This is a genomic window from Pseudomonas alvandae (genome assembly GCF_019141525.1).
Classification (GTDB): Bacteria; Pseudomonadota; Gammaproteobacteria; order Pseudomonadales; family Pseudomonadaceae; genus Aquipseudomonas; species Aquipseudomonas alvandae.
Genome location: NZ_CP077080.1, coordinates 3,689,752 through 3,710,965 on the forward strand (window position 1 = coordinate 3,689,752; position 21,214 = coordinate 3,710,965).

Annotated in this window: 23 protein-coding genes; 13 read left to right on the forward strand and 10 right to left on the reverse strand. The window is 61.9% G+C overall.

The features are described 5' to 3' along the window. The first annotated feature begins 169 nt into the window (after positions 1–169). Positions 170–550 (forward strand): type II secretion system minor pseudopilin GspI, encoded by a 381-nt coding sequence (gspI, locus tag KSS97_RS16365; RefSeq protein ID WP_217859629.1) that lies wholly within the window; start codon positions 170–172, stop codon positions 548–550. Between the two features lies 1 nt (position 551). Here gspI and KSS97_RS16370 read toward each other — a convergent pair whose 3' ends face one another. Further along, the gene (locus tag KSS97_RS16370) at positions 552–980 is read right to left on the reverse strand and encodes a type II secretion system protein N (protein WP_217859630.1); all 429 of its coding nucleotides are present in this window, start codon (positions 978–980) and stop codon (positions 552–554) included. A 92-nt stretch (positions 981–1,072) separates the two neighbouring features. Here KSS97_RS16370 and gspH point away from each other — a divergent pair, with 92 nt between their 5' ends. Both gspH and KSS97_RS16380 read left to right on the forward strand, forming a co-directional pair. After that, positions 1,073–1,531, forward strand: a complete 459-nt coding sequence (gene gspH, locus KSS97_RS16375; protein ID WP_217859631.1) for a type II secretion system minor pseudopilin GspH — start codon at positions 1,073–1,075, stop codon at positions 1,529–1,531. Next, entirely contained in the window at positions 1,531–2,142 is a 612-nt protein-coding gene (locus KSS97_RS16380; RefSeq protein WP_217859632.1) for a type II secretion system protein GspJ, read from the forward strand. Before gspH ends, KSS97_RS16380 begins: the two co-directional genes overlap by 1 nt. Before the next feature lie 22 nt (positions 2,143–2,164). On the opposite strand, the gene KSS97_RS16385 is transcribed toward KSS97_RS16380, so the two are convergent. Genes KSS97_RS16385 through KSS97_RS16395 form a run of 3 tightly spaced genes read right to left on the reverse strand, consistent with a single transcriptional unit; the run spans position 2,165 to position 4,446 of the window. Then, positions 2,165–3,121: a FecR family protein gene (locus tag KSS97_RS16385; RefSeq protein ID WP_303651111.1), complete on the reverse strand. Its 957-nt coding sequence runs from the start codon at positions 3,119–3,121 to the stop codon at positions 2,165–2,167. A gap of 54 nt (positions 3,122–3,175) precedes the next feature. Then, positions 3,176–3,721: an RNA polymerase sigma factor gene (locus KSS97_RS16390; protein WP_217859633.1), complete on the reverse strand. Its 546-nt coding sequence runs from the start codon at positions 3,719–3,721 to the stop codon at positions 3,176–3,178. Further along, on the reverse strand, positions 3,718–4,446 hold the full coding sequence (locus KSS97_RS16395; RefSeq protein WP_225936042.1) for an STN domain-containing protein: 729 nt from the start codon (positions 4,444–4,446) through the stop codon (positions 3,718–3,720). The genes KSS97_RS16390 and KSS97_RS16395 overlap by 4 nt, the downstream gene beginning before the upstream one ends. A 161-nt stretch (positions 4,447–4,607) precedes the next feature. Between KSS97_RS16395 and KSS97_RS16400 the strand changes: the two genes are divergently transcribed. Then, on the forward strand, positions 4,608–4,916 hold the full coding sequence (locus KSS97_RS16400; protein WP_217859634.1) for a hypothetical protein: 309 nt from the start codon (positions 4,608–4,610) through the stop codon (positions 4,914–4,916). A 9-nt stretch (positions 4,917–4,925) separates the two neighbouring features. On the opposite strand, the gene KSS97_RS16405 is transcribed toward KSS97_RS16400, so the two are convergent. Continuing rightward, the gene (locus KSS97_RS16405; protein ID WP_217859635.1) at positions 4,926–5,849 is read right to left on the reverse strand and encodes a transcriptional regulator GcvA; all 924 of its coding nucleotides are present in this window, start codon (positions 5,847–5,849) and stop codon (positions 4,926–4,928) included. A 114-nt stretch (positions 5,850–5,963) separates the two neighbouring features. Here KSS97_RS16405 and gstA point away from each other — a divergent pair, with 114 nt between their 5' ends. Next, a complete protein-coding gene (gene gstA / locus KSS97_RS16410) occupies positions 5,964–6,575 on the forward strand; it encodes a glutathione transferase GstA (RefSeq protein WP_217859636.1) in 612 nt (203 codons plus the stop codon). On the opposite strand, the gene KSS97_RS16415 is transcribed toward gstA, so the two are convergent. Beyond that, entirely contained in the window at positions 6,576–6,953 is a 378-nt protein-coding gene (locus KSS97_RS16415; RefSeq protein WP_217859637.1) for a hypothetical protein, read from the reverse strand. It lies immediately after the preceding gene. Between the two features lie 167 nt (positions 6,954–7,120). After that, on the reverse strand, positions 7,121–7,462 hold the full coding sequence (locus KSS97_RS16420) for a hypothetical protein (protein WP_030140565.1): 342 nt from the start codon (positions 7,460–7,462) through the stop codon (positions 7,121–7,123). A 143-nt stretch (positions 7,463–7,605) separates the two neighbouring features. Between KSS97_RS16420 and KSS97_RS16425 the strand changes: the two genes are divergently transcribed. Both KSS97_RS16425 and KSS97_RS16430 read left to right on the forward strand, forming a co-directional pair. Next, complete coding sequence (locus tag KSS97_RS16425) at positions 7,606–7,848, forward strand: hypothetical protein (RefSeq protein WP_033864527.1); 243 nt, start codon at positions 7,606–7,608, stop codon at positions 7,846–7,848. Positions 7,849–7,996: 148 nt separating this feature from the next. Continuing rightward, a complete protein-coding gene (locus tag KSS97_RS16430) occupies positions 7,997–9,391 on the forward strand; it encodes a hypothetical protein (protein ID WP_217859638.1) in 1,395 nt (464 codons plus the stop codon). 162 nt (positions 9,392–9,553) lie between these two features. On the opposite strand, the gene KSS97_RS16435 is transcribed toward KSS97_RS16430, so the two are convergent. Beyond that, complete coding sequence (locus KSS97_RS16435) at positions 9,554–10,741, reverse strand: XylR family transcriptional regulator (RefSeq protein ID WP_030140562.1); 1,188 nt, start codon at positions 10,739–10,741, stop codon at positions 9,554–9,556. 154 nt (positions 10,742–10,895) lie between these two features. On the opposite strand from KSS97_RS16435, the gene xylA reads away from it, so the two are divergent. The 6 genes from xylA to leuD all read left to right on the forward strand — a co-directional run bounded on the left by xylA (position 10,896) and on the right by leuD (position 18,405). Then, complete coding sequence (gene xylA, locus KSS97_RS16440; RefSeq protein WP_198796759.1) at positions 10,896–12,212, forward strand: xylose isomerase; 1,317 nt, start codon at positions 10,896–10,898, stop codon at positions 12,210–12,212. Positions 12,213–12,360: 148 nt separating this feature from the next. Further along, a complete protein-coding gene (gene xylF / locus KSS97_RS16445; protein ID WP_030140560.1) occupies positions 12,361–13,362 on the forward strand; it encodes a D-xylose ABC transporter substrate-binding protein in 1,002 nt (333 codons plus the stop codon). 163 nt (positions 13,363–13,525) lie between these two features. Then, entirely contained in the window at positions 13,526–15,082 is a 1,557-nt protein-coding gene (gene xylG / locus KSS97_RS16450) for a D-xylose ABC transporter ATP-binding protein (RefSeq protein ID WP_217859639.1), read from the forward strand. Continuing rightward, the gene (locus KSS97_RS16455) at positions 15,083–16,219 is read left to right on the forward strand and encodes a sugar ABC transporter permease (protein WP_030140558.1); all 1,137 of its coding nucleotides are present in this window, start codon (positions 15,083–15,085) and stop codon (positions 16,217–16,219) included. 155 nt (positions 16,220–16,374) lie between these two features. After that, the gene (gene leuC / locus KSS97_RS16460) at positions 16,375–17,796 is read left to right on the forward strand and encodes a 3-isopropylmalate dehydratase large subunit (protein WP_217859640.1); all 1,422 of its coding nucleotides are present in this window, start codon (positions 16,375–16,377) and stop codon (positions 17,794–17,796) included. Between the two features lie 3 nt (positions 17,797–17,799). Next, on the forward strand, positions 17,800–18,405 hold the full coding sequence (leuD, locus tag KSS97_RS16465) for a 3-isopropylmalate dehydratase small subunit (protein ID WP_217859641.1): 606 nt from the start codon (positions 17,800–17,802) through the stop codon (positions 18,403–18,405). A 194-nt stretch (positions 18,406–18,599) separates the two neighbouring features. Here leuD and KSS97_RS16470 read toward each other — a convergent pair whose 3' ends face one another. Both KSS97_RS16470 and treA read right to left on the reverse strand, forming a co-directional pair. Beyond that, a complete protein-coding gene (locus KSS97_RS16470; RefSeq protein WP_030141551.1) occupies positions 18,600–19,517 on the reverse strand; it encodes a LysR substrate-binding domain-containing protein in 918 nt (305 codons plus the stop codon). Positions 19,518–19,579: 62 nt separating this feature from the next. Continuing rightward, positions 19,580–21,184, reverse strand: coding sequence for an alpha,alpha-trehalase TreA (treA, locus tag KSS97_RS16475; protein WP_217859642.1), 1,605 nt, complete (start codon positions 21,182–21,184; stop codon positions 19,580–19,582). Between the last annotated feature and the right edge of the window lie 30 nt (positions 21,185–21,214).

A 21,214-nucleotide genomic window follows, 5' to 3' on the forward strand; every position in this document is an offset into this window, starting at 1 on the left:
ACACTCCTTGGCTGGCGCCGCATTCTGGCGCTGGTTGAGGTTTCCATTCGCTGCGGATTGTTCCAGCGGCATATGTCACTGGTATAAAAAATCCTCAGGAGCTTTGGTCAGCAATCCGTCAAACGCGGGCATTAGGCTGAAGCACATTTCCCCGACGATGCTCATTGCCATGACCCGACAGGTACCCCGGCAACGCGGCTTTACCCTGATCGAAGTATTGGTGGCGCTGCTGATCGTGGCGGTGGCGATGTCAGCGGCTGTTCGCGCCAGTGCACAAATGAGCCAGAGCAACGCGCTGTTGCGGGATCGCTCGATGGCGCTGTTGGCGGCCCAGAACAGCCTGGCCGAATTGCGTCTGCGCGGGGCCACAGATAAGGGCAGCGCCATGCAACGCTGTGATCAAGGGCGCTTGAAACTCAGCTGCGAGCAGCAGGTAACCCGCAGTGGCGACCTGCTGAGCGTGAAAGTGCTGGTGCATGAACGTGAACATGACGGACCGCCGCTGGCGCGCCTGGAAACGCTGCTCAGCCGCCCTGTCACCCCGCCATGAATCAGCGCAACGACGGCAGCGCCACCGGCACCGGCAGACGAGCCATCGACAGGCGAGATTCAACGCCGGCCCGCTCGATGACCACGGCATCAGCCTCGATTCCGCGCAGTCGCACACCTTCGCCCAATCGCTCACCCGCACGAAAAGCCCGCGGCGGCGAGTCCTCGATGCTGAGAATTGCCACCGCGCCATGGGGTCCGGCCAGCAGGCCACTGAGCTTGATCTCCAGGTTCTGCGGGGAACTGGCGAACCATTGCGCCGCGGCTTGGCCAGTGGCTGCCAAGGGCGGCAAGGGTTCGCTATTGGCCTGGGCTTGCACGGGCGCCGAATCGTTGAGCAAGAAGCCCCAGGTGACAAGCCCCGCCACGCTGGCCAATACGGCGACAGCCTGGACCAGCGTGGCCGGATCGAGGCGATGGAAATGGCGCATGAGCGGATCCTCCGTGACGTCCAGTGCTTCAGGCTACCAGCGCTTTCTCACGGTTTTATTGCAAATTCACCCCAGCGAAAGGCGTAGCGACCATGAATGAATGGCGACACCGACAACGCGGCTTCACGCTGATCGAATTGATGGTCGTGCTGGTGATCATCGGCATCGCCAGCGCCGCCATCAGCTTGAATATCCACGCCGACGCTGCCAGCGGCCTGCGCGAAGATGCCAAGCGCCTGGCCTTGCTGCTGGAAACCGCCCAGGCCGAAGCGCGCAGCGATGGTCGTCGCATCGCCTGGGTCGCCGACAGCCAGGGTTACCGTTTCGTGCGGCTGGATGCTGTCGGCGCACAGGATCGGGAGTTCATCAACGACCCGCAACTGCGCCCCAGGCACTGGAGCGCGGGACCGGTGCAGGTGCGCATCCACCCAGGGAAAACGCTGGTGCTCGATGCCGAATGGATTGCCCCGCCCCTGCAAGTCATTCTGTCCAGCAACCAGGCCAGCGTATCGGTGACGCGCACGGCGGCTGGCCGCATCGAGGTGCATTGATGGTCCGGCAGAACGGCTTCACGCTGATTGAAGTGATGGTCGCCATCCTGCTGATGACCATCGTCAGCCTGATCGCCTGGCGCGGGCTCGACGGTGTGACCCGCGCCGACGCCCACCTGCAGGACAGCGCCGAACAGCACGCGCAACTGATGCGCGCATTCAACCAGCTGCAGCGTGACTTCGCCCTGCGAGCCACCACTGAACTGGCCGAGCCGCCACCGCCCGATGAACCCACCGCCACCCGCCCCTCGGCGCCTGCCGCGATCAGCATTCGCAGCAGCGACAGCGACCCTTTGCAGTTGGAATTGATACGCGCCGCGGCGGACCAGGACGGCAAGATGCAACGGGTGAGATGGTGGATTGAAAACGGCACGCTTTTCCGTGCCTCGGGCGTCGCCCGGTCACGCTATCCCCTCCCCGCGCCCAAGGAGCGTGTCGCGGTGTTGAGTGAGCTTGAGCGCGTTGATGTGCGTGTATGGCGCGCCGACCGGGGCTGGCGCCATCTGACTGGCAGCAAGGAGGAAAATCCGGCGGGTCTGGAAATCAGCTTCAGCCGTCGCACGGCACACGGCACCGAGCGCTACCGCCAGGTGCTGGCACCGCTTCAATAGCAGCCCACTGGAATGAAAACGCCTAGCTGACCAGCACCACGCCGCCCGGTAGCTCGGTGATGGTGGCGCCGTAGGCATCGCGAATCAGTACGGCGACATTCGCCAGTTGCGCCAGGCTGAAGCGCGCCTGAACCTTGCGCCGCCCGAGCTCAGCGTTCATCAGCACGATCATGCCGGGACGGTAGCGGTTGATCTCATCGATCACGCTCGCGAGGGGGGCATCGTTGAACACCAGCAACTGTTGACGCCAAGCCATGACTTGCTGGGTATCGAAAGAGGTGGGTTGGCCTTGTCGCTGCGCGGTATAGGTCAATTGTCGGCCCTGCTCCAGGCTCACGCGCCGCCCCTGATGTTTCAGTTGCAAGCGGCCCTCCAGGCACGTCACGCACACGCTACCCTCGGTGGCCCGCACATTGAACCGCGCGCCATCGGCGAACAACTCGCCATTGCCGGCAAGCACACGCAACGCCGTGCTGGCCTGGATTTCCACTTCACCGCTCAGTACTTCGATGGCGGCGTCACCAAGGGCCTCGCTGCGCTGGCTGATGCGCGTCTGGGTATTGAGTTCAAGCACCACGCCCTGCGTCAGGTCGACGTGGCGTTGCTCGCCGACACCGGTATGAAAATCCGCGCCCATGGGCCAGCCATCCAGCAGTGACGGACGCGCGACCAGCACCGCAACCGACGCGGCAATCGCGCCGCCGAGAAATGCCCGGCGTCCGAAACGCCGCGGGTGGCTGACGACCTTTGCCGCCTGCTCCTGGCGGAACTTCTGCTCCGCGGGCGCCATGGCCTGCCACAACTGGCGGGCCAGGAAAAAGGCACGGGCGTGCTCGGAACTTTGCGCACTCCAGCGCCGAAAAGCCTCGGCGTCGGCGTGGGTGGCGTGCCCTGAAGTCAAGCGCACCAGCCAATGGAACGCTTCTTCCCGGAGCTGGTTAGCCGTGGCAGTGGCCGATTCAGATGCGCTTATAGACATGTTTTTCAAACGTGAAATGACTCAAGAAGGAATGCGCGACGAGCGCCTTATTACCTAAGACTGTTTTCCCGCGCCGGGACCGAACCGCTGAATCACTTTTCTTTCCAGGCGATCGGCACAGTATTGCAGCGCAGCCTTGAGTTCCTTCTCGACCATCCGGGTGGAGATGCCAAATCGCTGGGCGATCTCCTGATGCGGTGTCTGCTCCATGCGTGATGCCATCAATATTTGCCGGCGCCGGGGCGCAAGCTCGGTCAGCGCCTGCATCAGCGCGCGAATTTCAATCTGGCCACCGACGATCACCGCCGGGTCCTGATGTTCGTCGGCGGTTTGCATCAGTTCTTCGATTTCAGTGCCGGTGAGCAAGCGTGCATCCTGCGCACGACGGTCAGCCGCGATGTTCAGGGCCATGCGGAACAGGTAGGCGCCCGGCTTCTGCACATCTGCCGGCGGTTCCATGCGGTCTACCCGAAGATAGGTTTCGTGCAATACGTCGTTGGCCAGGTCATCGGAGCCCAGACGCCGGCGCAAGCGTGCGCGAAACACATCATAGGAAGCCAGGAACACCTTGAGCATGGTGCTCTGCTCCTTTTCCGTCATGGCTCTACCGCTCCTTCCCATGGGTTGCATTCCGTGCCTGCCGAAGCGGCGCCCGGCACCACCAGCACCGTCACCGGCTGCGGCAACGAAGACGGCGGGGCACGGCCGATATCCAACTTACTCAGCCCCTCGATAATCGCCGCATCACGCCGGGCGTCACCGGTGGACGCCAGCAAGCGACTCTTGCGCACCTCGCCCGATCCTCCGACCCACAGCTGTAGCGCCGCTCGATAATGGCCCGGACGCGTCACCGCAGAACGGCAAAGCGCCTGCTCCAACGCGACCTGCAATGCACGGGCAAAATTGTCCTCGCGCACCGTGGAACCACCGTTGCGCGAAGACGCACCGGCACGGCTGGGTAGCTCTGCCTTTTTCACGGTAAAAGCATCCGCACCGGTATAGAGCGCCGCCAAGCCGCTACCGGCCAGCAATTGCTCCAACGCCTGGCGGGCATTCAGACGCCCGTGCACCGCGGTCGACCGTCGCCCATGTGCCAATTGACGATCCACCAGGATCGCCATCCCGCTGGCTCTGCTGTACAGGTCAAGGGCGACGGTCATTTCCTGGGCGGGTATCGCAAACTCGACAGAACGCGCCAGCCTGTCGCCCGCCTCGTGGGGCGCAGGCGTGGCAGACCACGCGTCGCGTTGCGGCATCAATGCATGGAGCAACAGGAACAGTACCGTGGGCGCGAGGCAGCACCTGCTCAGCGCTTCTCTTGACATAGACATCTTCCGGCCCGAACGGCGTGTCGACGCCCTGCGTTGGCGCATCATGAGACGTGTACATGTCGTTTGTGTGACTGGCGCTGCAAAAAAAACATCGTCATACCTTGCTCCAATACGAGGTAGATTCAGGCTTCTACCGTTGGAAAAGGAGCTTCGCCATGGACTGTCGTGTATACGCGCTGCTGCTTGCTGCCCTTCCCTTGTGGGCCCAAGCCGCCGAGCCGGCGAATGAGGGATGCATCAATGTCGAGGTAAACGGGTACAAGGCGCTGTCCTACGAATGCCTGAGCGAACAGATGGCCAACCCGAAGGGTACGGCGGCAGCGCGCAAGAACCAGGAAGCGTTGAACGTGCCGATAGAGCAGCGAGCGCCGAACAAGCTGGGTCTGTACAACCAGTCGGCCACGCGGATTCGCATGGGCAATACGTTCGGCAACTCGGCGTTGCCGCAACGTCCGCCGCAGTAGGATGGACGTTTAATCCAGCAACAGAGTACCCGGTGTGTTTGCCCCCCTGATCGAATCGATCAACCAGGCCCTGAACGCCTCGACCTTTTTCGAGTGGGCTGCTTCGATGGGTGTCACCAGATAGAAACCGAGATCGGACTTCAACCTCAGGGCAAACGGCGCGACCAGTCGACCCGCCTTCAGATCGTCGTCGACGTAGGTCGAGCGGCCGATACAAACGCCCAAGCCGTCGATGGCCGCCTGCACGGCCATCATCGCCAGGTCGAAGGTCAACCGTGAGCCTTCGGCCAAGGCGCTCGGTTGGCCGGCGGCCCCCAGCCAGAGGCTCCAATCGTCCCGCGTCATGCCACTGACCTGCAACAAGGTGTGATGGGTCAGATCGCCGGGCGCCTTCAGCGCATTGGGTCCCACCAGCAGCTTCGGACTGCACACTGGAAAAACCTCATCGGACATTAGCCAGTCAGCGCGCAGGCCCTTCCAATCTCCGGAGCCGTAACGAATGGCCGCGTCGATTCCAACCTTGCGAAAATCCACCAGGTCGGTGGAAGCCGAGACACGTACATCGATGTTGGGATAGGCCTCCTGGAACGAGGCCAATCTAGGCAGCAGCCATTTTGATGCGAAGGACACCAGGGTACTCACCGTCAGCGCACTGTCATGGACCGAATCCAACAAGGTTTCGGTGCAATGACGCAACTCATGGAATGCCGAACGAACGCCTGGGAAATAGGCGCGACCTTCATCGGTCAATGCGAGGCCGTCCTTGAACCGCAGGAACAGGCGCACGCCCAGTTCGTCCTCCAGCCGCCGGATCTGATGACTGATCGCTGTCTGGGTGACATTCAACTCGAGGGCAGCCTGGGTGAAGCTCATGTGGCGCGCGGCTGATTCGAACGCCTTCAGGCCGTTGAGTGAGGGGATTTTTACGGCCATGGAGGTCAACGTTGCTCATGAGATTTTGTCATACGCTAGCACTCGAAATGTCCTTTGAAAATCTTCCGGTTCGCGCCGATCCTCAGCGGCACTCAACGCCATCAGGAAAATCCCATGAAATTGTATTTCGCGCCCATGACCTGTTCATTGTCCCCGCACATCGTGCTGCGGGAGCTGGGCATTGCCTTCGAGCTGATCCGCGTCGACAACAAGACCAAGCGAACCGTCGGCGGGCAGGACTTTCTTGCCATCAATCCCAAGGGCTACGTCGCGGCGCTGATGCTGGATAACGGTGAAGTGCTGACCGAAGGTCCCGCCATCGTCCAGTACCTGGCCGTTCAGGTTCCGGGCAATCACTTGGCACCGGCCAATGGCACCTGGGAGCGGGTTCGGTTGCAGGAACGGCTGAACTTCATCAGCTCGGAAATCCATGGCGGCTGTGCCCCGCTGTTCAACGCCGAGATCCCGGAAACGACCAAGGCCATCTTCAAGCAGAAGCTGTTCAAGCGGCTTGATTACCTGGCCGGCGCTCTCGAACAACACAGCTATTTGCAGGGGGATTTCGGCCTTGCCGACGCGTATTTGTTCACGGTGCTCAAATGGCTGCCGTTTTTCGCCATCGACATCGAGCATTGGCCGGCGCTGGCGTTGTATATGGCTCGGATCGAGACGCGCCCCAGCGTCAGGGCTGCGATCGAAGCCGAGGCGAACGCCGGCCAAGGCTGATCATTGGGCCACGAAAGGATAATGCTCGATACGACAAGGATGTTCGTTGCCGTCGCCTTTGCAGATGCCGTCCAGGTAGCGGTATTTGATCCGGATCGCCTGGCCTTTTACAGGCCATTTGCGCCGGGCAAGCGTGGCCTGGTAGTCAGCGGTTTCCGGGATGAAACTGATCACCGCACCCTCTTCCGGACATTCCACGTCGGGCGAGGCAGGGCTGGTTTTCAGAACCTGGGCGCGGAGACCGGGGAACGGCTGCTTCACCACCTCAGTGACCCGCAATTGCATGTCGCAGATTTGCCACGTCGCGGCGTGCACCGGGGCGCACAGGGCAGCGAACGTCAGGAGGAATGGCACGGAGTGCGCTGGGAACAGGTTCATCTCGGTCCTTTTTGTCGAGGGTGGCGTCGAATGCGCCATCCTCTCACATCACGATACGCAAGGCGCGCCGGACAAAAAAAGCCCCGCGACCGAATACGGTGCGGGGCAAGGGAATTGGTTGGTTGCGGCCAACCAAAGGAGCACGGAGAAAAGCGTTTACGGACCGGTCAGATGCAATCCTGGGCGGCGCGCTCAAAATTCGAAGGCAGGAAGTTGGAAGCCAGCAAATGCCGCTCATAGACGAACACCTTGCCGCCGCTACCCGCCTTGTAGGCTTCCAGCACGTTGTCCGCCGCCACTTTGCTCGGCACGACGATGCGATAGCTGCGCTGGGTCTGCGAGACCGTCGGATTCAGCGCGCGGTCCTGCAATTTCGGTACGACGCATTCGGCGTATTCGGCCGGCGTCTTGCTGGTCTGCAAGGTCAGGGTCGGATCGTTCGGAGCCGAGGCACATCCGGCCAGCAACAACGGGGGCAAAGCCAGGGCAAGGAAAAATAAGGGGCGCATGTTTCAGGTCCTGCGGTGTTGGGCTGCGTTTCGATGGGGCTGATTCTCCAATGAACGCCGGCAAAGCAGAACTTGCATTTCGTAATGGTCACTATTACTGATGGCAATAGTTGCAAGCCCTGAAAAAACCTATGAGGTATCTGATGAGAACATTTGATCTGATTCGCGGTGCGGTTTTGCCCGACTTCCGGGAACGGGTGGCGGAGTATCTGGTCCCGTACGAAACCGTGCTGCTGGGCGACACCGAAGCCGACCCGCAACTCAACCGGGACACGGCGAATCAACTGCGCGGTTATCTACGCGGCCTGAATACCACGCGAGTGTTGGGCATGGCGGACTGGGAGGAGCTGGACCGGCGGGTCGTTAATACCTGGCTATCTAGCTGAATGGCTGGCCCTCGGTGGAGAGAATCCGTCACTGGCCAAACGCAGGTAAACCTCTTAATCTGCGCCCCCCTGAAAGCGCTCGGCCAGGATGGCACCGATGGACCTCCCCCGACGCAGTTGACTGACTCCACACTGATCAAGGACGTTCATGCTTCATCTATCCAGAATATCGACCGCCACGCTGCTGGCTGCCCTCTGCGCCTCGGCCCTGGTGGGCTGTGCGTCTCGATCCGATAAAATCGCCGAGCACAACAAACGCGTCGCTGCCGAACGCGACGCGCAGAACCTGGCCATGACGGCCCGTGTACTGGCCCAGCCCCTGCCTTTGGATAACACCTTGCGAATGGGGCCCACCGCAGTGCTGATGGTCGACGTGCCCGCCGCGGGCACCCAGCCGGCCACCCAGGCGCGACTCTTCGCCAATTGCGAGGCCCTGATGTTAGCGATGGACTATCGCCAGGCAGAAGGCTGGTACAAGCCTTTCGTGTTGCCGGCGGACCCGCAGCAACCAGCACGCACCACGGCTCAGCAAATGTGCCAAGCAGTGGAGGACGGCGGATGGAGGCAGCTTCCTGGCGATGGTGAAGACATCTTAATGGTCGACTCCGGCAGCCTGGACCTGGACAATGCTCGACGCTCGATATGGGCAGGCATCGACTTTGCTCGCCTGCGCCTGGAGGCAAGCAAGACCTACGACCGTCAGCTTGAGCGCGTCGAGATCAATTGCTCTACACAGCAGGCCAACACCCGCCAGGTCTATCGCATGAGCAACCAAGGCCTGTTGCCGCCCCTGCAGCCGCTCGACAGCGCTTTGAATGCGAAGCAACGTACGCGCTTGGTTGGCGCTGTTTGCGCCGAACCCGCCAAGCTGGCAAAACTCGACACAGTGGGCGCACTGCGCAAGAAACTACCGCCGGACATGCCTACACCAGAAATACCGTCAGCGTTGCTGGCACAAGTCAGCGCATTGCCCCAAGGACACCCGACCCGCACGCTCAGTCACCTGCAATTTACCTATGACGCCACTTCGCCCATGGCGCCGGGCGCCGTGGTCAAGAACACCCCTATGGATCTCTATTTGCAGCCAGGCCCGGCTCGCGGCATCTGGCGCGAGCAGGCCATGGGCGCATTGGGCAGCGAAAAGCTCAGCGTTCGCTGGCGCGGCCTGATCGAGCTTGCCTCGGCGAGTAGCGCTGAGCCAAAGGTTCCAGCCGAGCGAACAAGCCGTCTTATGCGGATCGATTTGAAGGGGGATTGGCAAAACCTCAAGCCAGGTAGCGCCATCGGCTACAGCAAGAGCTTTGTGAGCAGTGAGGGCAAGCCTTTCGAGCAGACCTTTGAATGTTCAGTCGGTGAGTCCTTTCCCGCCGCGCAGAAAGTTGCTTCGTTGCAAGGGTTGGCGCTTGACGTGAAGTGCAACGCGGACAATGGACTCAAAACCAGCAGTTCGTACCTCTATCTGGAGGCTTATGACCTGTTCGTGGAAACCGCCTATCGCTCCATGCTGCTTGTCCAAGAGAAAACCCTCAAGGCAGCGGATTGATGCCTCACGAAAATCCTGTGGCGAGGAAGCTTGCTCCCGCTGGGCTGTGCAGTAGCCCCAAAAAGGCCAGTCGGGATCAGCCTGGCTCACCGCAGTGATTGGCTCAGGGGCCGCTTCGCGGCCCACCGGGAGCAAGCTCCCTCGCCACAAGAACCCCTCGTACTACTCGCCCGCCATATTCGTGCCTTGCTGATATTCTCGTGGCGTACAACCGAACTCCCGACGAAACACCGTGTGCAGGTACTGCGCCGACTTGAAGCCACAATTGCGGGCGATGTCGGCGATCGCTGAGTCGGTATTCTCCAGACCACTGGCCGCCGCAGCCAATTTGAAGCGCAGGATTTCGTCGTGAACGCTGCACCCGCGCACCTTGCGAAAATGCGCTTCCAGGGATGAACGCGACACGCCGACATACGCCGCCACCTGGGCGGTCTTGATGCCCTGGCAGGCGTATTGGCGGATGAACAACAGGGCCTGCATGACATAAGGATTGCCCAGCGGCTGGTGCAAGCTCGACGCCTGCACGTTGATCGCCTCCGGCGGAATCAGCACCTGCGTGCCCGTGGATGGCATGCCATGCAGCATCTGATGGAGCAGTCGCGCGGCGGTCCGGCCCATGGTTTCGGTGCCCTGCACCACCGAGCTCAGCGGCACCCGCGTCAGGCTGCGGGTCAGTGGATCGTTGTCGATGCCGATCAACGCCACCTGCTCCGGCACGGCAATGCCTGCGGTCAGGCAGGCCTGCAGCAGCTGCCGGGCCCGCGCGTCGCTGACGGCGATGATGCCGATGGGTTTGGGCAGGCTTTGCAGCCAGGCGATCTGCTGCTCGACAGCGCTGTCCCACAGCGGCGCGCTAGTGCCCATGCCGCGATAGACCTCGGCTTGCAGGCCGTCGCGTTGCATCAATCGGCGAAAGGCCTTCTCCCGTTCCTGGGCCCAGCGATTGGCTTGGGATTCCGGCAGGCTGAAGCAGGCGAAGCGCGTCAACCCGGCTTCGATCAGGTGCTCGTAGGCCAATTTGATCAGCGCATGGTTGTCCGTGGCGACATAGGGAATGCCCTTGGGATAGGCGCGCTCGTCCTGGTACGAGCCGCCCACGGCTACCACCGGCATCTTGATCCCGGCCAGCGCCTCGCCGATCAGCGGGTCGTCGAAATCGGCAATGATCCCGTCGCCCTGCCAGCGCTCGATCCCCTTCAACCGACAGAGGAAATCTTCCTCGAGGAACAAGTCCCAGGACGCGCGGGTGCTGCTCAGGTAGTTGCCGATGCCGCTGATGATGCCGCGGTCGTAGATCTTGCTGCCGTTGAACAACAGGGCGATGCGGTGGACGGGCGGGACGATTTTCATTATTTGAACCCTGGGCCGATGGACAGAGCCTAGGCGCGCCAGCGGCGAATCTCAATACTCAAAATCGAACTGCCTCTTGGTGATTTTCATAATCAGCAGGCCCAGGGCCGGCGTTAGTATCGGGACACCGCCAAGAATAAAAAGGAATCCGCCCATGTCGTACTTTCCAGATGTCCAGCCGATTCGCTTTGAGGGCCCAGGCAGCGATTCGCCGCTCGCTTTCCGCCACTACGACGCCAACAAGCTGATCCTCGGCAAACCCATGCGCGAACACCTGCGCATGGCTGTCTGCTACTGGCACACCTTTGTCTGGCCAGGGTCCGATGTGTTTGGCGCCGGCACCTTCAAGCGCCCCTGGCAGCACGCCGGCGATCCGATGGAGTTGGCGATCGGCAAGGCCGAGGCGGCGTTCGAGTTTTTCTCCAAGCTGGGCATTGACTACTACTGCTTCCACGACACCGATGTCGCGCCGGAAGGCCAGTCGCTGAAGGAATACCGCAACCACTTCGCGCAGATGGTCGATCACCTTGAGGGCCACCAGGAACGGACCGGGATCAAATTGCTCTGGGGCACCGCCAACTGTTTCAGCAACCCGCGTTTCGCCGCCGGCGCCGCCAGCAACCCGGACCCGCAAGTCTTCGCCTGCGCCGCCGCCCAGGTGTTCAGCGCCATGAACGCCACCCAGCGTCTCAAGGGCTCGAATTATGTGCTGTGGGGCGGTCGCGAAGGTTATGAAACCCTGCTCAATACCGATCTCAAGCGTGAGCGGGAACAGTTGGGCCGGTTCATGCGCATGGTGGTCGAGCACAAATACAAGATCGGCTTCAAGGGCGACCTGCTGATCGAGCCCAAGCCCCAGGAGCCGACCAAGCATCAGTACGATTACGACACCGCCACGGTGTTCGGCTTCCTGCAGCAGTTCGGCCTGGAGAAGGAGATCAAGGTCAACATCGAGGCCAACCACGCGACGCTCGCCGGGCACAGCTTCCACCATGAAATCGCCACCGCGGTCTCCCTGGGGATCTTCGGCAGCATCGACGCCAACCGGGGCGATCCGCAGAACGGCTGGGACACCGATCAGTTCCCCAACAGTGTCGAGGAAATGACCCTGGCCACTTATGAAATCCTCAAGGCCGGGGGCTTCGGCAACGGCGGCTTCAACTTCGATTCCAAGGTCCGTCGCCAGAGCGTCGACGGCGTCGATCTGTTCCACGGCCACGTCGCGGCCATGGACGTGCTCGCGCTCTCCCTGGAACGCGCGGCGGCCATGGTGCAGGACGACCAACTACAGAAATTCAAGGACCAGCGCTACGCCGGCTGGCAGCAGCCGTTTGGCAAGGCGCTGCTCGCAGGTGACTACAGCCTCGAAACCCTGGCCGAGCACGCATTTACCAACGACCTGAATCCGCAAGCCGTCAGCGGTCGCCAGGAGATGCTCGAAAACGTCGTCAACCGCTTCATTTACTCCTGACAGCGGACAACGTTGCGGGCGCGGCGAGGCTGTTACATTCGCGCGACAAATCTGTGCCCGCAACGCCAAGCAACGCTCTACAGTTCTACCGGCATCACGTTCATCGTCAGGCAGTGTCTTTCAAAAAACAATAAAAGGACGCACCACCATGAAAACATTCAAACGTACCCTGCTCGCCGGCGCGCTCGCCCTGCTATCGCTTCCCGTCATGGCCGACGCCGCCCACCCGAAAATCGGTTTCTCCATCGATGACCTGCGCCTGGAACGCTGGTCGCGGGACCGTGACTACTTCGTCGCGGCGGCGGAAAAACTCGACGCCAAGGTCTATGTCCAGTCCGCCGATGCCAACGAGCAGAAGCAGATCTCCCAGATCGAAAACCTGATTTCCCGTGGCGTCGACGTGATCGTCATCGTGCCGTTCAACGCCACCGTGCTGACCAACGCCGTCGCCGAAGCGAAGAAGGCCGGGATCAAGGTCGTCTCCTATGACCGGCTGATCCTCAACGCCGACATCGATGCCTACATTTCCTTCGATAACGAAAAAGTCGGCGAGATGCAGGCCGGCGGCGTATTGAAGGCAGCGCCCAAGGGCAACTACTTCCTGCTAGGCGGCGCACCGACCGACAACAATGCGAAGATCCTGCGCGAAGGCCAGATGAAGGTGCTGCAACCGGCCATCGACAAGGGCGACATCAAGATTGTCGGCCAGCAGTGGGTGAAGGAATGGAACCCCACCGAAGCCCTGAGCATCGTGGAGAACGCCCTGACCCGGAACAACAACAAGATCGATGGCATCGTCGCCTCCAACGACGCCACCGCCGGCGGCGCGATCCAGGCCCTGGCCGCGCAAAAGATGGCCGGCAAGGTGCCGATCTCCGGGCAGGACGCCGACCTGGCGGCGGTCAAGCGGGTGATCGACGGCACCCAGACCATGACCGTCTACAAGCCGCTGAAACTGATCGCCTCCGAGGCCGCCAAACTCTCGGTGCAACTGGCGCGCAATGAGAAACCCACCTACAGCTCCCAATACGACAACGGCAACAAAAAGGTCGACACCATCCTGCTCACGCCTACTGCGCTGACCAAGGACAACATCGACCTGCTGGAAAAGGACGGGTTCTACACCAAGGCGCAGATCGCCGGGCAGTGACCCGGGCAGAACTCTTCAGTTAGACGAAGATCCTGTGGGAGCGGGCTTGCTCGCGAATGCGCTGTATCAGCCGGCATTGATGTTGACTGACCCTCCGCTTTCGCGAGCAAGCCCGCTCCCACAGGTCCAGTGATGCCAGAGCCCTTTTTTACGAGCCCTCGCCATGTCCGAATACCTGCTGCAAATGAACGGCATCGTCAAGACCTTCGGCGGTGTCAAGGCCCTCAACGGCATCGACATCAAGGTCAGGCCGGGTGAGTGCGTCGGCCTGTGCGGCGAGAACGGTGCCGGCAAATCCACCTTGATGAAAGTCCTCTCGGCGGTCTATCCCTATGGCACCTGGGAGGGCGAAATCCTCTGGGACGGCCAGCCGCTGAAGGCGCAATCGATCAGCGAAACCGAAGCCGCCGGCATCGTGATCATCCACCAGGAACTGACCCTGGTCCCCGACCTGTCCGTGGCCGAGAACATCTTCATGGGCCACGAACTGACATTGCCCGGCGGCCGCATGAACTACCCGGCGATGATCCACCGCGCCGAAGCCCTGATGCGCGAACTCAAGGTGCCGGACATGAACGTCTCGCTGCCGGTCTCGCAGTACGGCGGCGGCTACCAGCAACTGGTGGAGATCGCCAAGGCCTTGAACAAGCAGGCGCGCCTGCTGATCCTCGACGAGCCCTCCTCGGCCCTGACCCGCTCGGAAATCGAAGTGCTGCTGGACATCATCCGCGACCTCAAGGCCAAGGGCGTGGCGTGTGTCTACATCTCCCACAAGCTCGATGAAGTGGCTGCCGTGTGCGACACCATTTCAGTGATCCGCGACGGCAAACACATCGCGACCACGGCCATGGCCGACATGGACATTCCGAAGATCATCACGCAAATGGTCGGGCGGGAAATGAGCAACCTCTACCCCACCGAACCCCATGAAATCGGCGAGGTAATCTTCGAGGCGCGCCACGTCACCTGCTACGACGTCGACAACCCCAGGCGCAAACGGGTCGATGACATTTCGTTCGTGCTCAAGCGCGGCGAAATCCTCGGCATCGCCGGGTTGGTCGGCGCCGGCCGCACTGAGCTCGTGTCAGCGCTGTTCGGCGCCTACCCCGGCCGCCATGAGGGCGAAGTCTGGCTGGACGGGCAGCTTATCGACACCAGCACGCCGCTCAAGTCGATCCGCGCCGGCCTGTGCATGGTCCCCGAAGATCGCAAGCGCCAAGGCATCATCCCGGACCTCGGCGTGGGCCAGAACATCACCCTGGCGGTGCTGGAAAATTTCTCGAGGATGACCCGCATCGACGCAGAAGCCGAGCTGGGTAGCATCGACCGGGAAATCTCGCGCATGCACCTCAAGACCGCGAGCCCGTTCCTGCCCATCACCAGCCTTTCCGGTGGCAACCAGCAGAAAGCCGTGTTGGCGAAGATGCTCCTGACCAAGCCCCGGGTATTGATTCTCGACGAGCCCACCCGAGGTGTGGACGTCGGCGCCAAGTACGAGATCTACAAGCTGATGGGCGCGCTGGCGGCCGAAGGCGTGTCGATCATCATGGTGTCCTCGGAACTGGCCGAAGTACTGGGTGTATCCGACCGTGTGCTGGTGATCGGCGAGGGCCAACTGCGCGGCGATTTCATCAATCAGGAACTGACCCAGGAACAGGTGCTTGCCGCCGCGCTCAGCCATCCCGAAAGCAATAACAACAATGATCGGAAGTCCGCGTAGATGAATCAGGTCAAACAAGTCTTCACCCGCTACAAAATGCTCGCGCTGGTGATCGCCGTGGCGGTTATCTGGCTGTTCTTCAGTTGGCAGACCGAGGGCGGCTTCCTGACCCCGCGCAACCTCTCCAACCTGCTGCGGCAGATGTCCATCACCGGCATCCTGGCGTGCGGCATGGTGCTGGTGATCATCAGCGGCGAGATCGATTTGTCGGTGGGTTCATTGCTCGGTTTGCTGGGGGGGCTGGCGGCGATACTGGATGTGGTCTATCACATTCCGCTGCTGGCAAACCTGAGCCTGGTCGTCCTGTGTGGACTGATGATCGGCCTGGCCAACGGCTATATGACCGCCTACCTGCGCATCCCTTCCTTCATCGTCGGCTTGGGCGGCATGCTGGCGTTTCGCGGGATCCTGCTGGGCATCACCGGCGGCACCACCATCGCCCCGGTGTCGCCGGAGCTGGTGTATGTGGGCCAGGGTTATCTACCCCACGCGGTCGGCACCGGCCTGGGCGTGTTGCTGTTCGCGCTGACGCTGTTCCTGACCTGGAAACAGCGCCGCAATCGCGCCCTCCACGGCCTGGCAGCTCATTCGCTGGTGCGTGACGTGGTGCGGGTGGTGTTGATCGGCGCGGTGTTGGCCGGGTTCGTCTACACGCTCAACAGCTACGACGGAATTCCGGTTCCGGTGCTGCTCCTGCTGGTCCTGCTGGGGGTGTTCAGCTACGTGACCAGCCAGACCGTGTTCGGCCGACGCGTCTACTCCGTGGGCAGCAACATGGAGGCCACGCGCCTGTCCGGGATCAACGTGCAGGCGGTGAAACTGTGGATCTTCGGCATCATGGGGGTGATGTGCGCCCTCGCCGGCATGGTCAATACCGCGCGCCTGGCAGCCGGTTCGCCCTCGGCCGGCAATATGGGCGAACTGGACGCCATCGCCGCCTGCTTCATCGGCGGCACGTCCATGCGCGGTGGCTCGGGCACGGTCTATGGCGCGCTGCTGGGAGCGCTGGTCATCACCAGCCTGGACAACGGCATGTCGATGCTCGACGTCGACAGCTACTGGCAGATGATCGTCAAGGGAAGCATCCTGGTCCTGGCCGTGTGGGTGGACGTCAGCACCCGCACCGCCCGACGCTGATCCACGCCGATTCGGGCGGCCATGGAAGGGCCGCCCCGCTCGCCCGTGATGATTGATCACAATCCGTGTGCAACGCCTTCACTCCCGTGCGCTTGATGCGACGCCGGCAGTCAATATGCTGTGTGCAGACCCGCCAGGAATGAAGAAGAGCCTGCATGAACAGCCCCCGAACGCTTTATCAGAAGCACATCGACAGCCATACCGTATGCTCGCTGGATGACCAGGGCCACGTGCTGCTGTACATCGACCGCCAGGTCGCCAACGAATACACCAGCCCTCAAGCCTTCAGCGGCCTGCGTGAAACCGGCCGCAGCGTGTGGCGGCCGAGCGCGACGCTGGCGGTGGTCGATCACGTCAACCCGACGGCGCCCCAGCGCATCGCAGCCATGCCGGATGCCGGCGGCGCCCGACAGGTGTCGTATTTTGCGGAGAACTGCCGCGACTTCGGCATCGAGCTGTTCGATGTGCTGGACAAACGGCAGGGCATCGAGCATGTCGTTGCCCCTGAGCAGGGTTTCATCCTGCCGGGCATGGTGGTGGCCGCGGGCGACAGCCACACCACCACCTACGGTGCGCTGGGGGCTTTTGGCTTCGGGATCGGCACGTCTGAAATCGAGCATTTACTGGCGACGCAGACGCTGGTCTACAAGCGCCTGAAAACCTTGCGCGTCACGGTCAACGGCACGCTCGGGGCAGGCGTCACCGCCAAGGACATCATCATGGCGCTGATTGAAAGAATCGGTGCCTCGGGCGCCACCGGTTATGCGATCGAGTTCACCGGCCCGGCGATCACCGCCCTGAGTGTCGAAGCCCGCATGACCATTTGCAACATGGCCGTTGAAGCCGGCGCGAGGGGCGCGTTCATGGCGCCGGATGACAAGGTGTTTGACTATCTGCAAAGCAAACCCCGCGCCCCCCGTGGCGAGCTGTGGGAACGGGCCGTGGCCAAATGGCGAACCCTCCACAGCGATGAAGGCGCGGTTTTCGACCGGGAAGTGACGCTCGACGTCGATGCGTTGGAGCCCATGGTCACCTGGGGCACCAGCCCTGATCAGGCTGCAGCGATTGGCAGTCGTGTACCTGACCCTTCGACAGAACCCGACCTGATCCTGCGCCAAGGCCTGCAGCGCGCGCTCGATTATATGGGCCTTGAGCCAGGCATGCCGCTCGCCGAGGTGGTGATCAACCATGCCTTCATCGGCTCGTGCACCAATGCGCGGATCGAAGATTTGCGCGATGCGGCACGGGTCGTACAGGGCAAGCATGTTGCCGCCCATGTGCGGGCGATGATCGTGCCGGGCTCGACCTTGGTCCGTGAGCAGGCCGAAGAAGAAGGCCTGGCGACGATATTCCGCGACGCCGGTTTCGAATGGCGCCAATCCGGCTGTTCGATGTGCCTGGCGATGAACGATGACGTGCTGGCCCCCGGAGATCGCTGCGCGTCCAGTACCAATCGCAACTTCGAAGGACGCCAGGGCGCAGGTGCGCGCACCCACTTGATGAGCCCGGCCATGGTGGCCGCCGCCGCGATTGCCGGTCACTTGACCGACGTTCGTCCACTGTTGCCGGAGGCCTGAAGCATGCAACCTTTCACCACCGTACGCGGCACCGCCGCGCCGCTGCTGGCCGCCAACATCGACACCGACGTGATCATGCCCAAGCAGTTCCTCAAGGGCATCGACCGCAACGGGCTGGACCGTGGCGTGTTCTTTGACTTGATGTGGCTGGAGGCTGGCGTTCCCAACCCTGAATTCGTGCTCAACAAACCTGGCTGGCGCGGTGCAACGTTCCTGGTGGTGGGTGAGAATTTCGGCTGCGGCTCAAGCCGGGAACACGCGGTGTGGGGCCTGAAGCAAATCGGCATTCGGGCGCTCATCGGCAGCAGCTTTGCGGGAATCTTTTACGACAATTGCCAGCGCAACGGGGTGTTGCTGATTCAACTGCCTGAAGCGCAGCTCAGGAAAATCACACAAACGGTCAGCCGCGCCGAAACCGCCAGCATCAGCGTCGATCTGCCAGCGCAACAGATCAGGTTGTCCGGTGGCGAGGTGATTGCCTTCGAGATCGATGAACTGCGCAAGCAATCCTTGCTGCTCGGGCTGGATGCCATTGGCACGACGCTTCAACGAGCGGAGCAGATACGCCGCTTCGAAAGCAGGCACCTGGCGGAGAATCCCTGGCTGTAGCGCAAGGAAGACTGTGGGAGCGAGCCTGCTCGGGAAGAGGCCGGCATATCCAACATTGAAGTTGGCTGACAGACCGCTTTCGCGAGCAAGCTCGCTCCCACAGGGGTTGCGGTGCCCCTGCAACGCGTGGTCTGCCATAAATTCAATGTGGGAGCGAGCTTGCTCGCGATGGCGTTTTCACCATCGCCGCCCCCCTACCCAGCCGACAAATCCCGAAAATACGTCTCAAGAAACTCGACACACACCCGCAGCTTCGCCGACTGGCTGAGCCGGGTCGGATACACCGCCCAGACATTGGCACTTTGCGAATACGCCGGCAGCACCTGAACCAATCGCCCCTGTTCAAGCAGGGGCCCGGCGTCCCACATCGAGCGCAGCATGATGCCGCCGCCGCTCAACGCCCATTCCAGGACAATCTCACCATTGTTGGAAGACAATGGGCCACCGACGCGCACCGTCTCCTCCCGCCCGTTCTTGCTCAACGTCCAGATACCGAAGGCGTTGTCGCGCTCCTTGAGCACCAGGCAATCATGGCCCTTGAGGTCTTCCAGCGACTGCGGCGTGCCGCGTCGTTGCAAATATTCGGGAGCCGCGCAGAGCACGCGCCGATTGCTCACCAGCTTGCGGCCCAGGTGCTGGCCCGGCAGGTCATCGCCCACGCGGATTTCCAGGTCGAAGCCCTCGCCAACGATATCAACGACGCGGTCAAACACATCCAGGCGGATGTCGAGGCCAGGGTACGTCTGTGACAGCTTGCCGATGGCCGGCGCGACATGATTGCGGCCGAAACCGAAACTGCTGCAGATGTTCAGCGAGCCGGTGGGTTGATGACGTGCGTTGGCGATTTCGCCGACGAACTCTTCGAAATCCCCCAGCAGCCTTTCGGCCCAGATCCACACACGCTCGCCGTCGCCGGTCAAGGCAATGCGCCGGGTCGTGCGATGCAGTAACCGCGTGGACAACGTCGACTCCAGGACAGCAATGCGCTTGCTGACATAGGCCGGGGAATACCCCAGCGCCTCTGCGGCGTTGGCAAAGCCGTTTTTCCGAATGACGGTCACAAAGACCTTCAAGTCTTCCGGCGAGGGGAACTGGTGACGATTCGTGTTCATTGGTCCAATCTCGGTGCTATTCCTCACGGATTTCGCGAAGAATAGCACCGAACCGGCCCGACTCAACCGCCGTATTTACCGAGCAGTTTCAGCGTTACCCCGTTCGTCCAGCCGAAGCCGTCCTGCAATTCATATTCACCGCCGCCTCCGCCGCTGCCTTGTCCGGACACGTCGTATTTCTCCACCAGCTTGTCTTCCTTGCGATAAAGCGCCTGGACCTGTTGCAGGAAGCGGCGGCCAATCTCCCGGGCCAGATCCGTTTGGCCGTAGCGCTCCAGTCCCTCGACGGCGACCCATTGCAGGGGCGCCCAGCCATTGGGTTCGTCCCACTGCTGGCCGTTGTTGACTTGGCTGGTGGCGATGCCGCCCGGACGCAGCAAGCCCTTGCGCACGGCGTCGGCGGTACGGTTGGCCCGTTCGCTGGAAGCCAGGCCGGTATAGAGCGGGAACAGCGTCGCTGCGGTGAGCGCCGGGCGCTGGCGGTTCTGCTGCCAATCGTAGTCCACGTAGTAACCGCCGTCGGCGTTCCACAGGTGCGTCTCGATGGCGCGTTGACGTTGCTCGGCGCGCTGCCCATAGGCGTTGACACATGCGACGTTCGCCACGGTTTCACAGGCCTTGGCGATGGTGCGCTCCAGGTGATACATCAGGCTGTTCAGGTCCACCGGCGCGATGGACGTCGTGCGGATGGTCGCCAGGTCCTTGCCATTCCCCAGCCAACGGGAACTGAAATCCCAGCCGCTTTCGGCACCGGCACGCAAGTCGCGCCAGACTTCGTCCTTGGGTCGGTCGGCTGCCTGTTCAGCGGTCTTGACGTCCTGCAACCACGACTCCTGGCGAGGCGTCGGGCTGGCGTCCCAATAACGGTTGAGCACGCTGCCGTCGGCAAGCTTGACGACATGGCGCCCAGCCTCGCCCGGCTTGAGGGTCTGCGCCCCTTCCATCCAGTAGGCGTATTCCTTTTGCAGTTGCCCAAGGTAGCGCCCGTAGGCCTGCTCGCCTTCGATGTGCGCCTGCAACTCAACCATGTAGGCGAAGAATGGCGGCTGCGATCGACTCAGGTAATAGCTGCGATTGCCGTTGGGAATGTGCCCGTAGGTGCCGATCATATAGGCGAAATTGTCCGTCATCTGGCGGACCTGCGCCCTGTCACCGCTTTGCTCCAGCCCCAGCATGGTGAAATACGAGTCCCAGTAATACATCTCGCGAAAACGTCCGCCGGGCACCACGTACGGCTGCGGCAAGGGCAGCAGGCTGCTGTACTGCGGGACTTGCGTGTAGGTTCGGCTGAGCACCGGCCAAAGCTTGTCGATGTGCTCGTCGATCGGCGCGCCGGGCTTCGGCGTCGGACTTTCCGCCTGGCCGGATTCGATGAAGTTGTCCTTTACGAAGGCGTCGAGATCGAAGTCAGCGCTGCCCCGGCGGGCCAGGTAATCCGCGCGGATCTGCGAGGGGTCGCGCTTGGGCAGCGCGTCGACGAAATGCTTCTGGTCGGTAAAAAGCTGTTGCCCTTGTACCGCTTCAAACAGCTCGGGGTATGCCTGGTCGGGCGGCACCGGGGTGCGACTTCGCGCGTCCTCGTAACTCCAGGTCGCAGGCGGTTGGCTTGAACACGCGACGCAGAGCAGCGCGGTGAAGGACAGGCTGGCGAGATAAACAGAACGCATCTCAGGCTCCTTGATGGGGTGACTTCCTGA